Genomic DNA, 14,486 nt, shown 5'->3' on the forward strand with positions numbered 1-14,486 from the left:
ATGCATCTCTTTTTTTGATAAGCAGATTTCTCAAGGTTTTAAATCCATTATGCTACAATTATTATAGAGGAACCTCACTTATTGCTTACATAAAACTTTTGAACAAAAGAGGTGTATTTTTTGGATTTTACGGTAGACCATTCAATTCTTTTATTATCTATTCTCCTTGTCATAGGGGTACTTACTGCAAAGTTCTCTACTCGCCTTGGAGTCCCTTCGCTCGTACTCTTTATTATTGTAGGAATGGTTGTTAGCCACTACATCTACTTTGACAATGCTCTTTTAACACAAGGATTCGGAATATTAGCACTTATCATTATTCTTTTTGATGGGGGTGTGCAGACAAAATGGAAAGATGTTAAACGCGTTGTTCGCCCTTCCGTTTCATTAGCTACTTTCGGAGTCCTCATTACGACAGTTTTAACGGGTGTACTTGCCAAATATATTTTAGGTGTTACTTGGCTTGAAGGCTTTTTATTTGGGGCAATCGTTGGCTCTACAGATGCTGCGGCCGTGTTTTCTGTACTAGGGACACAGAATATCCGCCAAAAATTAAACTCCACGCTAGAAGCAGAATCTGGTTCCAATGATCCGATGGCCATCTTCTTAACCGTTTCTATTATTGAATTAATTCAACATCCGGACTCTCCTATCCTCTCATTAATCCTTAATTTCTTTTGGCAAATGGGAATCGGGCTGGTACTTGGTTTAGTACTTGGAAAAGCATCCGTTTGGATTATTAATCGAATTAATTTGGATTCTTCAGGTCTTTACCCTGTGCTTACATTGTCATTGGCCGCCTTAACCTATGGAATTTCCACATTTGTAGAAGCAAGCGGTCTACTTGCTGTATATGTAATGGCAGTGGTAGTAGGAAATGCAGATCTAACTTATCGTCATACAATTGTCCGCTTTAACGAAGGTTTTGCATGGATGATGCAAATTTTAATGTTTATTTTACTCGGCCTTCTTGTCTTTCCTAATCAACTGCTAGATATCATTTGGCAGGGTATACTGTTATCTCTTTTACTTATGTTTGTCGCTCGTCCGCTCGGCGTATTTCTTTCGATGATGTTTGCTAAATACTCATCCAAAGAAAAACTGTTTATTTCTTGGGCCGGTTTAAAAGGAGCTGTTCCAATTGTATTAGCCACTTATCCTATGATGGCAGGTTTGGAGAACAGCACGCTCATTTTTAACGTCGTTTTCTTTGTTGTCTTAACTTCCGCTCTTCTTCAAGGAGCAACAATCGCTCCTTTAGCCAAATTTCTAAACCTTTCTCAAGGTGAAAAAGAGACGGTTCCTCACAGTCTCGAGCTTGTTTCGATGGGCAAAACCAAAAATGAAATGATTGAGTTGAAGCTCGTGGAACATGCAGATATATCAGGAAAATCGCTTGAAGAACTTCACCTCCCTGAAGACATTTTAGTGACTGCTGTGATTCGAAATGATAAACTACTTACACCTAGAGGAAATACACAAATTTTTGCAGGTGATACATTATATATTCTTATTTCGAAGAAAAAACGGGATAAAGTAAAAGCATTTTTCCAAAAAAATACGTCTGACGGGGACGAAAGAGAAGGAAAAACCAGTTAAAAAATTGGTTAAAGCCTTTACTAGAAAAACAGCACCCGATTATTGAACGGAGTGCTGTTTTTGCTGTTGCATCAAATAAAGAGATTTATAATTAGGGTGATGTTTTAAAAGTTCTGAGACCGTTACAAATTTATACCCCTCTTCCTTTAACTTCGGTAAAATTTGTTTTAATGCTTCAATGGTTTGGGTTCGATCTCCTCCAGTATCATGAAACAATACAATATCTCCTGACCTGGCATGGTTAAGCACTTGACTTACAATTTTACCTACGCCTGGATTTCTCCAATCAAATGTATCTTGATGCCAAGACCAAAGAATAATGGTATACTGCTGATTTTTAGCAGCTTTTACTACCCGATCGTCATAATAGCCAGTAGGTGGACGAAACAGGTAAGGTTTTATTCCTGTAATAGCTTGTATACGTTCATCCGCTTTTTCAATTTCTTGTTCAATTCTCTCTACTTCCTGGCCCCTTACTTTCAAATGGCTATATGTATGATTAGCAAGTTCATGACCTTCGCGAACTTCTCTTTGAGCAAGCTTGGGAAACGACGTTATTCGATCGCCGACTACAAAAAAAGTTGCTTTGGCACCGTACTTTTGCAATAAATTTAAAATGGTCGGCGTATATTTAGGATCTGGTCCATCATCAAATGTAAGCGCAATCAACTTTTCATCTTTCATGGGAACTTCCCACACGATATCTCCTTTTTTTTCATAATAAAATCTGCTCTTCTTTGCAGCATCCGCCTGAATACCATAGAAATTAATGGAAACAATAATGATAATTGACAAGCACCATTTCACTCAATGACCTCCTTTTTTGTCTAGGTGTGATTCATGCGTATTGTCAATAAACGCTTTAATACCAACTGCAAATAATCGTTCATCACCCAAACACACGCGCTGTTGACGGCGATTAGCTGCAGAAGTTGATTTACGGTTTTTCATAGTCTTCTCTCCATTACTAATTGATTGTGTTTTTAGCTTTACCAAAAAGTCAAAAATAAACCTACGGGTTCTAACATGCCGAAAACATTTTTATATAGTAACTACACGCTGTCTAGCGTTTTGAATAGGAGATATATACATGCGAAAATTTTATTTAGCGCTTCTGTTAATGATAAGCGCAACCATAGTTATACTGCCTTCTGTTAAAGCAGTCAGTGAAAGCAATGAAAAACATCAGCAGCTCACCGTAAGCGAACAAGGATATTCTCTTTCATTGCCCAATGAATATACGCTTCAAAAAGAAGAGGATGGAAAAGATATTCTTTTTTCAACCAAGACTCCCTATACGTGGATGCGAATTGAAGTCCTTTCCGGGAAAGAAAGTACAAGCAAATCATATCTAGATCATTCAAAAGAATTGTTTGATGACCAGTTTGGAAAATCGTTAAAAATTTCTTCTACATCCCTATTTATTCAACCCGTTGTATTTGCATCTATATCCGGGAGTAAAAAAGAAACGGCAAAGCTATATGTACTAAGAGAAACAAAGGGGCACCCTCCTTTAAAAATCACGATGGTTACAGCTAAAAATTCTGATGATGAAAAAAAGTTAATTTCAATTGTTAACTCAGTAAAAACGCATGAATGAAAATAGATAAGGAAGCCAGCTATGAAAAAAAAGATATTTCTTGTTTGCTTTATATGTTTGATGAGTGGCTGCTCAACTGCTTTTCGTGAAGAGCTTATTAACACACAGGAAGAAATTCCAAAAGAACGCTTGCCACAGCAAGAATTCACCTATCCTTACAAAGGAAGCAGTAGAACAGATGTGGGTTATCTTAAAAGAAGCATCAATCAAAACTATACGCTTTACGTACTAGAAGGATACGAGTTTACAGAAGAAGAGCCCCGAAAAGATGTCATTTACAACAAAAAAAATGATGCTTTGTGGATGCGGATTGAAGTGTTTCCCTCAAATAAAAGTGTAGAGGAGCTCAATAAAGAAACAAAAGAAATTTTAAGAGCTGGCTTTTCAGAAGTGGCTTCCCTTGATACGCACCTCATTCACCATAACTTAGAGATAGAAGCTGCGTACAAAGCATCAGATGATAAAAGTAACGCATACGGTTTTCTCGTTCGAAAGCAAAATCAACACCCTACTTTCCGGTTAACGATCTTTGCTCCTAAATCTGAAAGAGATTTAACTCCGTTTTTAGAAATGGCGAGAACGCTTCAAAATGCATAAAACAGAGAAAAAGTCGGTTTACAAAGTGTGTAAACCGACTTTTTCTTTATTTCATATCTAATAGTTTAGTTTTTAAATCTTTTTCCATTTGATACAGCTCTGATTCTGCCTCGGTACGCTTCGTACGTCCTTCTTCTTGTATCTTTAGCACTTCTTCTAACGTGGTAATCAAATCGGACTGCGTTTTTTTCAATGTTTCGATATCGACAATCCCCGCCTCGTTTTCACGAGCTACTTCAATCGTATTCTGCTTGAGCAGCTCTGAATTTTTAGTAAGCAAGTCGTTTGTTGTCTTAGATACTTGCTTTTGGGCTTCCATTGCTTTCTTTTGGCGTAATAAAGTGGTTGCGATTACTACTTGATTTTTCCAAAGTGGAATAGCTGTTAAAATAGAGCTTTGAATTTTTTCCACAAGGGTCTGATTGACTTCTTGAATTAATCGAATCTGCGGTGCACTTTGAATGGCAATTTGACGGCTCAGTTTTAAATCATGCACTCGTTTTTCTAGCCTATTGATAAATTGATTTAAATCATTGACCTCCTGAGCCATCAAGTAGTCATTTTTTTGAGATGCTGTTTGCTGAAGCTGGGGCAGCGTTTCATTCTGCAGCGCCACTAACTTGTATTCTGCCGCTGCAATGTAGACGTTAAGCGCCTCGTAAAACTGTTTATTTTTATCATATAAGCTATCTAGCATCGTAATGTCTCGATACAGCATTTGTTTTGAGCGCTCTAACTTATCTGCAATTTTATCAATTTCAACATTAATGCTTTGATATTTTGTTAATAAATTTTGAATAGGCCTAGAGACTCCTGAAAATAATCGACCGATGACTCCTTTTTTCTTTGCAGAAAAATCATCGGGATTCACTTGGCGAATCTTACTCATTAAATCTCCTATAACGTCTCCTACTGGTCCCGTATCTTTCGTTTGAACATGCTGTAGTACAGATTGAGAAAACTGAGATAGTTCTGACTGAGCTGCTACCCCGTACTGTAAGATAGCCTGCTGATTTTTATAATCAATTTGATTTGCGATTTTCTGTGCTTTTTCCTGATATTCCGGTGTCAAATCATCGTATGTGTTTCTTTTTGCAGCGCGAGAGTCCGGTTGTACCTGCAGGGTAGGCGACGCAAAAGGATCATCAAGCAGCGCATCTAACGATTGATTTTGATTATATTCTTTCATCATAAAATCCCATCCTTTGCATTTACGTTACTTTGTGCGATTAGTAGCTGTCGGTATATACGGCTGCTCCTCTTCAAATGCTTGTTTTAGCACTTTAAGCTCTACATCTAACGTCAGCTTATCTTGTGAAAGAGCACTTGTTAATAAATGCTCATACTTCCCTGATAACCCGCGCAGCATGTCTTCCGCTTCATGAAGACTTTCTTTTACTTCTATGCTTTTTGTTGGTTTTGATAATAAAAACATATACCTTTCAATGACGGTAACCGTTGATTGTAAGTAGTTCGTAAAAAAGGGCTGAACATCTTTATATCGTGCGGGCTCTTTTTCTACCATTTCAATGATGCTTTTACCTACTTTGTATAGTTTAGAAAGTTCTGTCCACATATGAACAGACCGAATTTTAAAACGATAGCTTCCAATGGTTCTTAATTGCTTTTTTGCCTCTTTTACTTGATGACGAACGTATGCAATTTCTTCTCTATACGGATTTTGATAATGACGTCGAGCACTGCTCATAATAAAAAACAGGCTCGTCACGACCATTACTCCTATACTAATGCCAAAGGATTGAATCATCGTGGTACTAAATCCAAAATAGCTGACCGGAACGGCTACTGCTCCTGTTACCCAAATGGCAAGAATCTTTTTTATGATTCGAACGACTTTCATCGCTTTCACTCCTATCTCAAATGTGACCGAACTTTTAAACGTATACATATTATACCATTGTCTTCCCGTCTCTTAAAACGATTACTGTTATAATTTATATACGGATAAAACCTTTAAAGGTTTCATAAAACAAAAAAACAGGCAGCTATTAAAAGCTGCCTGTTTTTTATTGATCTTCGCGCTTGTTGTAATCATACTTCGAACGTTCAATTGGTTTGAACCCTTCTGGTGTATGAAAGCGGAGTAAATCTCCGTAAACAAGTTTATCTGATAGTTCTAGTTTTTTCTTAACTAGTTCATCATACTTATCATACTGTTTCGCTTCCTTATCTGAAAGCTGCTTGCCCGTTGCGTTGTCATACACTTTCTGATCAACTTTTGTTACCTTAGGTGTAACAAAGTCACCGTTACGGAAAGGTACAACTTGCTGATGTTCTTTTGATAATAAGTCTGTACCAAAGTCAATATAGTCTTTTGTATCAAGACCTAATAAATGCATCACTGTTGGACGAACATCTACGTCTCCGCCATACGTATGATTTACGCCGCCTTTAAGGCCTGGTGAAGTAATAAATAATGGTACGCGCTGCAGTTGAGCTTGTTCAAAATCATTGATGTTTTTACCCATTACTTTGCCCATTGCACGCTTATGGTTTTCAGAAATACCGTAGTGGTCACCGTACATCACGACCATCGTATTGTCTGCTAAACCAGAGGCCTGTAAATCCTCAAAGAATTGCTTGATTGATTCATCTAAATAACGAGCCGTTTGGAAGTATTGGTCAACTGACTTATCTCCTGTATTGTGAGGTCCAATCGTTTGGTCTTCCTTATCTAGCGGATAAGGGAAGTGGTTTGATAACGTAATGAACTTCGCGCTAAATGGCTGCTTTAAGCCTTTTAGGTACGGCATTGATTCTTTAAAGAATGGTTTATCTTTTAAACCATAGTTCAGCGTATCTTCGTCTGACATATTGTAATAAGCTGAATCAAAGAATTTTTCTACACCCATTGATTTATACATTTCATCACGGTTCCAGAACGATTTTCCATTTCCGTGGAACACAGATGTTGTATAGCCTTGCTGATCTAGAATACCAGATAGCGACTGATAGGTGTTATTTGCTTTTGTTGTAAATACAGAACCTTGAGGTAAGCCGAATAATGAGTTCTCCATCATGAATTCAGCATCTGACGTTTTACCTTGCCCTGTTTGATGGAAGAAGTTATCGAAATACATTGTGTTCTGATCTTTTAATAGTGAATTTAAGAATGGCGTTACTTCTTCACCATTTAACTTATAACCAATCATAAATGACTGAAGTGACTCCAATGAAATATAGATGACGTTTTTGCCTTTTGCTTGACCGAAATATTCTTTGTTCGGCTCAGCATATGTTGCTTTTGCATAGTTCTCTACCTCAGCCACATCACTGCTATCTGCTAACGCGCGCTGTGCTGAAGATTTCGAGCTCTGGATGATGTCATAGATCGTATAGTTATACGTTCCTAAATATTTTACTAAATAGTTGCGGTCAAATGTTCTTGTTAATAGTTGAGGACGATCCATTTCCGCTAGTGCGATGTTGGCACTTAAGAATAAAATCCCTGATAAAAATACACCTGTCACAGTACGTCGACTAATTGTTGCTGGTAAGTCAACTTTTTTCCATAGTACTAAAACTAAAAGAATAAAGAAATCTGTGAAGTATAAAATATCAGTTGGGCTAATTAAAGCCATGGCACTGCCGCCTAATTGACCAAAGTTGTTTGACTGAGTCAATACAGGAACAGTAATAAAATCATTAAAGAAGCGATAGTATACTACATTTGCGTACAGGATGAATGAAAGTAAAAAATTCATTCCAAGCAGTGCTCGTACTTTTCCGCGCCCTTTAAATAGTAGTGCAATGGCAAAAAAGAAAATTGCCGAACCAATTGGGTTTATGAAAAGTAAAAACTTTTGCATAAAATTATCTAACCCTAAGTTAAATTCGATACGATAAACGGTATACGTTTTAATCCAGAACAACAAAACTGCAATTAGAAATAACGGCAGCTGTTTCGAAAAAATATTTTTACCGTTTGTCATGAGCTGTTTCATATTCCCACCTCTGTCTCTATTGAAATTTAAGCTCACTTTTATTTTTATAGTAAATGTAAAAAGAAATCTCTCTTACAAAAAATGTAAGAGAGCTAATCTGTTCTTTCACATTTTAACTCTTTAAAAAAAATTGTCAACACCGCTACGTATAATTTTCACCAAACGTGAGAAAATAACTACTTTCTTATTCCCAGCTCTATCGGCTTTCAAACACAAATGTTTTCTGTGCTTTTTTCTTCTCACTATTTAATACGGACAACTTCTCTTTAAGTTTCACTATTTTATATTTATTTTTTATTTTGTCCACTATACATATAAATTTAACACTTGCCTTAGTTTTCCTTCTCCTTTACAAGAGAATGCATAAAAGTACTTGTGAATATTTGTTATATCAATACCTCTTATTTTCTTTTCTTTCTACAGTAAACCACATATTTTGAGTTATTTCTTTCTTTAAATTTGAAAAAAATGTGTCAGTTTGCATCGAAAATTTTTATTTTTTTACCTTTTTGTTTATAATATAAATTATAAATATTATTTGAAATTTCAGATCTCTTTAACATCTGATCTAGAAAGTGCATTTTTTATATAAAATTGGAATTAGTACGGGCTATGCATGCTTGTATACCTAGAAGTTTAAACGTCTTACATTTTTATAAAGGAGAAAAAATGAAAGAATGTATTGTTTTCATTACAAATATTATTAATGTATTGCACGACGGATTAATTTATATTTTTTATTTACTAGGATTTTCTCTTTCAGATAAAGAACTTCACTTCTGGATTATTGGTATTATTGGACTGCTCACGTTTTTAAGCGTTTATATGATCTTTAAATTATTGTCAAAGTGGAAATTTAGTATTACAGCTATTTCTTTTATCTATACCCTTACCGTTATGCTTGTCTTAGTTTTTGCCATTGAAATTCAGCAAGGAATTACCACCCGGGGCAATATGGAATTTGATGATGCCATAGCAGGTTTATGGGGGTTTTTAGTCTTTTTTAGTATTTATATCGCCTTTGCTTCTTTTTTTCTTTTATCCAAGAAGTTATTGTCTTCGAATAAGGAGAAAAAAATAAAAACCGAGGCCCCTACTCGGAGCCAAAGGCACGTGAATTAATTTCGTTTGAGTTTCAAAACGACTTGATGAATTCGTATTCGATTATATCGTTGAACCAAAATAAACGGTACGTTTGCAACAATCGCATAAATAACCATCCAAACACCTATAGAAGGAGAGTTCCATATAAAAAAAAGAATAGAAGGAAGTATGCTGATCCAGTGAGTTAACTCTGCTCGATTTGTTTCAATTAAAAAAAGCTGTGCATATTCCTTCGTTCTACTCTCCCATTTCTTTTTATAAAATCCTCGTTTAAATAGCTTTCCTTCATCAGGAAGCCACGGTTTCCATCGGTGTACCCCGAATTTTTTATATATCCCAACTGTTTCCCAGCTTTGAACCTTAAACAGCGCAAGGTCCTTCTTTAAATAAAAGGGAGAAATTTTTGTGCATCTGTAGGCGATGAACATGTGAATCACAAACCATGCCATGATATTAATTAAGAGCTGAGCACCTGTCATTTTATCACTTTCTTCTTTTTTTCTTCTTCTATAGATATGCTGCGTTCTTTCCATTTAACTTGCTTTCTCACTGCTGTTTGGATGAAAGACCATACGAATAGACCCAGAAAAAACAGCACATGAATAGGAAATAAGCACAAAGAAAAAAAAGTAAACGAACCTATTTTTCTTAAGCTATTAAATAAGAGACTTACATAGCAAACATAGCTGCTAATTGCCAAGCCTGCATGTTGATTCCATAGAGTAGGTAAAAAAAGGACATAATTAATCATGCTAGTAAGCCACAAACTTACTAGAAATAAATAAATGGCTTCCGTTTTCCCCGCACCTGAAGCGAAACTTTTACTCCACCCTCTTATAAGGCTTTTCATACCATTTGGATACATGCGCATGGAAAGAGCTCCCTGTCCACTCATACACGTAATAAATTCACCTTGATTGTTCATTTTCTCAACCAGCGCCATATTTTCAACCACTTCTTTTTTTATCCCTTCGTGGCCTCCGCTTTGAAAGTAGGAGGCTGCGCTGCAAAGCAAGCACTGCCCGAAACCGACAGAAGGACTTTTCCAATTTTTAAAGGGGTGAAACGCGCCAATCGATGCAAACGTAACATAGTGAAATAAAGCAGAAAACATTTCATAAGGCCTCTTAACAAGATGATAAGGATGAACCGACAGCACGCCCCCTTGCTGTTGATAATAGAAAAATACTTTTTCAATTCCGTCTTTCTCTACTGTAATATCAGCATCTAAAAACAAAAGCACCGAGCCTTTTGCTTCTCGTGCTCCATTCCAGCATGCCCATGACTTTCCTAGCCACCCAGCTGGAAGTGCGCCAGGGTGCACTACTTTTACGCCAAATGCTTTGGCTACCCTCTCAGTATTATCTGTTGAGTTGTCATCTACAACAATCACTTCAAAGTCAGCGTTCCGTAACTGGAGTGACTGCAATAAAAAGGTAAGGTTTCTTTCTTCATTTCTAGCTGGAATAATAATGGACAAACATGACATATCGTTTCTTACTATTTTTACACGTTTAAATGTAGGGATAGTGATGACAAGCGTACCTGTCAAGACAAGAGCAACCAGTAAAAAAGACATCCTTTTCTCCTTTCCTTCACGTATGAAAATTAGCGAACTGGACAAAATAAAAAGTTGTAGACCTATTTTTATTTTGCGTGAAGTCATTTTATACACATTGTTGACAACTCGCTTTTGTTTTATAAGGAGGAAAAAGATGAAAAAGAAAGTAATTGTTGTAGGCGCAGGTTTAGGTGGTCTGTCAGCTGCTATTCGTCTGTCAGCTGATGGATATGATGTAACAGTCGTTGAAAAAAGCGAGCGAATTGGCGGTAAGTTAAATATTCGCAGCGGCAAAGGGTTTTCTTTCGATACGGGACCTTCTATTTTAACAATGCCTTGGGTGCTAGAGCAGCTGTTTGACAGTGCAGGCCGCAATATCCACGACTACTTGACAATAGAACGAATTGAGCCTCAGTGGAGAACTTTTTTCCAAGATGGAACACAAATTGATTTGACCAGTGACCTTCCTCGCATGCTTCAGCAGCTTCAAGAACTTGCTCCAGAAGACATTGAAGGTTTTTTTGACTATTTATCTTATGCAAATAAAATGTACGAATCGAACTTAAAAAGTTTTTATAAAAAAAGTTTATCTGGACTGCACGATTTACGAACGATGCACACGGTAAAAGAACTGCTTCAAATGGATCCAATGAGATCTATGGATGCTACTACACGCAAATATTTTTCAAACAAACATTTGCGTCAATTGTTTAATTTTTTAATTATGTATATCGGCTCTTCTCCTTATCATGCACCGGCTGTATTAACACAGCTTGCTCACGTTCAGCTAGGATTAGGTATTTATTACGTAAAAGGCGGAATGTACAAAATTGCTGAAGCGATGGATAAGCTCCTTCAAGAACTTGGCGTCACTGTACATCTAAATACGCCGGTAAAAGAAATCACAACAAGCGGAGCAAAGGCAACTGGAATTACACTAGAAAATGGCGAGAATCTATCAGCAGATATTGTGGTATCTAATCTAGAAGCAATTCCAACTTACCGCTATTTATTAAAAAATCATGCGCAAGCAGCTAAACAAACTCAGCAGCTTGCAAAATTTGAACCTACTGTTTCTGGCCTTGTTCTTTTATTAGGGGTTAACAAACAGTACAAGCAGCTTCAACATCATAATTTCTTCTTCTCAAAGGATCAGAAAGAAGAGTTTGATACAATCTTTAACAAAGGTCAAGTAGCCATGGATCCGACAATTTACATTGGCGTATCGTCTAAATCAGACCCTACGCAAGCTCCTGAAGGAAAAGAAAACCTGTTCGTTCTTACTCATGTACCTCCTTTAAAAGAAGGCGACGACTGGGCTGCATTAAAAGACCGCTACCGTGATGTCGTATTGAAAAAGCTTGAGGCAATGGGATTAGAAGACTTACGTTCAAGCATTGAGTTTGAATATACGTTTACTCCTAATGATATCCAAGAGCTTTACGGTGCTAACGGCGGGTCCATTTATGGCGTAGCAACTGACCGTAAGAAAAATGGAGGTTTTAAAATTCCGGCAAGAAGTCAGCTTCTTTCTAACCTTTATTTTGTGGGCGGCTCTACACACCCTGGAGGCGGCGTGCCAATGGTGACATTATCAGGTCAGCTTACAGCGGACGCAATTAATGAAGATTTTCAGATTCCTCGTATGCAAAAAGATATTGGATAATGAAAAAGTGCAGGAAATTCCTGCACTTTTTTTAAAAGTTCATTTTTGACTGTCCACCGTCTACGTTTAACGTCGCACCCACTATCCATGAAGCTTGAGACGATGCTAAAAAAACAACGGCGTTTGCCACTTCTTCCGGCTCTCCAAAGCGCCCTGCTGGTATTTCATTTTCAACAAACTGCTTAATCTTTTCCGGATTTTCATCCATTCTTTTTTTCCAATTACCCGTTTCATGCAAAATGCTTCCCGGCGCTACTCCATTTACACGAATTCCTTTAGAAATCATTTCATCTGCAAACGACTTTGTAAAGCTGATAAGCGCTGCTTTTGCGTTATTGTACGTGACTTTCCCTCCACTTTCCCTTCCGAAAATAGACGTAACATTAACGATTGCCGCATCTTTTGTCATATGCGCCGCTGCTAGCTTGCTCAAGTGGACAGCTGAAAAGTAGTTAAGCTCCATCGCTTCTTTGAAAAGGGATAAATCTGTTTCCATCGCAGTGCTTCCATTACTTCCTCCAGCGTTATTAATTAAAATATCAATGCTTCCGAAGTCGCTAATGAACTTCTCAATTAATGCAACTCTGTCTGATTCGTTTGTTAGGTCTGCTGTATATGTACGCACGTTTTCTAATTCTGACTGTGCATCCTGTAACGCTTCCTCTCCTCTTGCCGCAATTCCAACATTTGCTCCTTCTTGAATAAACAAAGCAGCAATAGCCTTCCCAATTCCTTTTGACCCGCCGGTAATAAGTACATTTTTACTTTGCAACTGTAAATCCACACGTATCCCTCCACGTTAAATGATAATTACTATACTTTCTATCATAGCTCACTGCATGTCAAAATTAAAATCATATACTGTTTTACCTTTTTATTCCTTTTAAATCGCTGCGTTTTATGGATACATTCTTTGAATTTATTGTCAGAACTCTTAGCAAAAACAAGCCACGGCGTGATATAATGCTTTTTGGTGTAAATGTTTTCAAATTGGGGGTTTTTTAATGCAACAAACGTTTTCAACATCTCAAAAAGTTAAGCAGTTCGTTTTTATTTTATTTCCGATATTGGTCACCCAGTTTGGAATGTTTTCAATGACTTTTTTTGATACGATGATGTCAGGAAGGGTAAGTGCAGATGACTTGGCAGGGGTAGCAATTGGTTCAAGCTTATGGGTACCTGTTTTTACAGGGCTAAGCGGGATTTTAATGTCTATTACGCCAATTGTTGCACAGCTTGTCGGAGCTAATCAAAAGAAAAAGGTTCCGTTCTCCGTCATTCAAGGGCTTTATGTGTCCATTTTAATGGCCGTTGTTATTATTTTAATCGGTTTTTTTGTTGTTGATCCTATTTTAAAAGGGATGAATTTAGAAGCAAACGTAATGCGCATTGCCAAACAGTATTTAATTGCTTTATCTTTTGGTATTATTCCGCTTTTTATTTATACGGTTTTACGAAACTTTATTGATGCTTTAGGGCAAACTCGTACGTCTATGCTTATCACCATTTTAGGGCTTCCGGTTAATGTAGCTTTAAACTATGTATTAATCTTCGGTAAGCTGGGCTTCCCCCACTTGGGTGGAGTAGGCTCTGGTTATGCAACTGCCGTTACGTATTGGTGCATACTCATTGTATCCATTGTAATTATTCATAAAAAAGAACCTTTTTCTAACTTCGATTTATTTAAAAGATTTCACCGTATCTCTTTTTCTACTTGGAAAGAAATATTAAAAATTGGTTTACCTATCGGTTTTTCGGTCTTTTTCGAAACAAGTATTTTTTCAGCCGTCACGCTGTTTATGAGCTCGTATAATACCATTACAATCGCTTCTCACCAAGCAGCTATTAATTTTGCCTCATTTCTCTATATGATTCCGCTGAGTATTTCTATGGCTTTAACGATTGTTGTGGGATTTGAAGCGGGTGCTAAGCGTCATCAAGATGCAAGAAGCTATAGCAGGATCGGTGTAACTATCGCTGTTGGCATGGCTTTTGTTTGCGCAGGTCTTTTATTTACTCTTCGAGAATCAGTAGCTTCTTTGTATACAAAAGATGCAGATGTACTTGCATTAACTTCTCATTTTTTGATTTATGCAATTTTCTTTCAGCTTTCTGATGCTCTTCAAGCTCCTATTCAAGGCGCTCTGCGAGGATATAAGGATGTAAATGTTACCTTTTTAATGTCCTTGGTATCTTATTGGGTAATTGGTCTACCTTTAGGCATTGTTTTAGCAAAATACACCGATTTGCAGGCGTTTGGCTATTGGATTGGACTAATTGTGGGGCTTGCTGCAGGAGCAACAGGACTTGCGTATCGTTTGATAAAAATACAAAAAAAGCAGCTGCTAGAGGAGAATAAATCTTCTCGAACGGCTTAATCAAAAAAAGAACGTT

General features: G+C 37.1%; 14 protein-coding genes. 6 read left to right on the plus strand and 8 right to left on the minus strand.

Going from position 1 to position 14,486, the window contains the following annotated elements:
• The first annotated feature begins 120 nt into the window (after positions 1-120).
• Positions 121-1,599: a potassium/proton antiporter gene (locus tag AC4NPH_RS05010; RefSeq protein ID WP_053487211.1), complete on the plus strand. Its 1,479-nt coding sequence runs from the start codon at positions 121-123 to the stop codon at positions 1,597-1,599.
• A gap of 39 nt (positions 1,600-1,638) precedes the next feature.
• Here the strand turns inward: AC4NPH_RS05010 and AC4NPH_RS05015 are convergent, their stop codons facing one another.
• The gene (locus AC4NPH_RS05015; protein WP_013056735.1) at positions 1,639-2,406 is read right to left on the minus strand and encodes a polysaccharide deacetylase family protein; all 768 of its coding nucleotides are present in this window, start codon (positions 2,404-2,406) and stop codon (positions 1,639-1,641) included.
• Positions 2,407-2,550: a hypothetical protein gene (locus AC4NPH_RS05020; RefSeq protein WP_013056734.1), complete on the minus strand. Its 144-nt coding sequence runs from the start codon at positions 2,548-2,550 to the stop codon at positions 2,407-2,409.
• A gap of 139 nt (positions 2,551-2,689) precedes the next feature.
• Between AC4NPH_RS05020 and AC4NPH_RS05025 the strand changes: the two genes are divergently transcribed.
• Positions 2,690-3,199: a hypothetical protein gene (locus AC4NPH_RS05025; protein WP_013056733.1), complete on the plus strand. Its 510-nt coding sequence runs from the start codon at positions 2,690-2,692 to the stop codon at positions 3,197-3,199.
• Positions 3,200-3,220: 21 nt separating this feature from the next.
• Positions 3,221-3,796, plus strand: a complete 576-nt coding sequence (locus AC4NPH_RS05030; RefSeq protein ID WP_029321371.1) for a DUF8580 domain-containing lipoprotein — start codon at positions 3,221-3,223, stop codon at positions 3,794-3,796.
• A gap of 46 nt (positions 3,797-3,842) precedes the next feature.
• Here the strand turns inward: AC4NPH_RS05030 and AC4NPH_RS05035 are convergent, their stop codons facing one another.
• The 3 genes from AC4NPH_RS05035 to ltaS all read right to left on the minus strand — a co-directional run bounded on the left by AC4NPH_RS05035 (position 3,843) and on the right by ltaS (position 7,761).
• Positions 3,843-4,988 (minus strand): toxic anion resistance protein, encoded by a 1,146-nt coding sequence (locus AC4NPH_RS05035; protein WP_279824758.1) that lies wholly within the window; start codon positions 4,986-4,988, stop codon positions 3,843-3,845.
• 24 nt (positions 4,989-5,012) lie between these two features.
• On the minus strand, positions 5,013-5,657 hold the full coding sequence (locus AC4NPH_RS05040) for a 5-bromo-4-chloroindolyl phosphate hydrolysis family protein (RefSeq protein WP_013056730.1): 645 nt from the start codon (positions 5,655-5,657) through the stop codon (positions 5,013-5,015).
• Positions 5,658-5,823: 166 nt separating this feature from the next.
• Complete coding sequence (gene ltaS / locus AC4NPH_RS05045) at positions 5,824-7,761, minus strand: lipoteichoic acid synthase (RefSeq protein WP_013056729.1); 1,938 nt, start codon at positions 7,759-7,761, stop codon at positions 5,824-5,826.
• A 669-nt stretch (positions 7,762-8,430) separates the two neighbouring features.
• Between ltaS and AC4NPH_RS05050 the strand changes: the two genes are divergently transcribed.
• Positions 8,431-8,883 (plus strand): hypothetical protein, encoded by a 453-nt coding sequence (locus tag AC4NPH_RS05050; protein WP_013056728.1) that lies wholly within the window; start codon positions 8,431-8,433, stop codon positions 8,881-8,883.
• Here the strand turns inward: AC4NPH_RS05050 and AC4NPH_RS05055 are convergent.
• Complete coding sequence (locus tag AC4NPH_RS05055) at positions 8,880-9,398, minus strand: glycosyl-4,4'-diaponeurosporenoate acyltransferase CrtO family protein (RefSeq protein WP_255286329.1); 519 nt, start codon at positions 9,396-9,398, stop codon at positions 8,880-8,882. The two genes, AC4NPH_RS05050 and AC4NPH_RS05055, sit on opposite strands and share 4 nt — an antisense overlap.
• Positions 9,341-10,444 (minus strand): glycosyltransferase family 2 protein, encoded by a 1,104-nt coding sequence (locus AC4NPH_RS05060; RefSeq protein ID WP_063671416.1) that lies wholly within the window; start codon positions 10,442-10,444, stop codon positions 9,341-9,343. The genes AC4NPH_RS05055 and AC4NPH_RS05060 overlap by 58 nt, the downstream gene beginning before the upstream one ends.
• A 136-nt stretch (positions 10,445-10,580) precedes the next feature.
• On the opposite strand from AC4NPH_RS05060, the gene AC4NPH_RS05065 reads away from it, so the two are divergent.
• The gene (locus AC4NPH_RS05065) at positions 10,581-12,092 is read left to right on the plus strand and encodes a phytoene desaturase family protein (protein WP_029321365.1); all 1,512 of its coding nucleotides are present in this window, start codon (positions 10,581-10,583) and stop codon (positions 12,090-12,092) included.
• A gap of 31 nt (positions 12,093-12,123) precedes the next feature.
• Here AC4NPH_RS05065 and AC4NPH_RS05070 read toward each other — a convergent pair whose 3' ends face one another.
• Positions 12,124-12,876 (minus strand): SDR family NAD(P)-dependent oxidoreductase, encoded by a 753-nt coding sequence (locus AC4NPH_RS05070; protein WP_013056724.1) that lies wholly within the window; start codon positions 12,874-12,876, stop codon positions 12,124-12,126.
• A gap of 220 nt (positions 12,877-13,096) precedes the next feature.
• Between AC4NPH_RS05070 and AC4NPH_RS05075 the strand changes: the two genes are divergently transcribed.
• Positions 13,097-14,470: an MATE family efflux transporter gene (locus AC4NPH_RS05075; protein WP_013056723.1), complete on the plus strand. Its 1,374-nt coding sequence runs from the start codon at positions 13,097-13,099 to the stop codon at positions 14,468-14,470.
• The last annotated feature ends 16 nt before the right edge of the window (positions 14,471-14,486 follow it).

It is taken from the genome of Priestia sp. MDV22-iso46 (genome assembly GCF_058629175.1).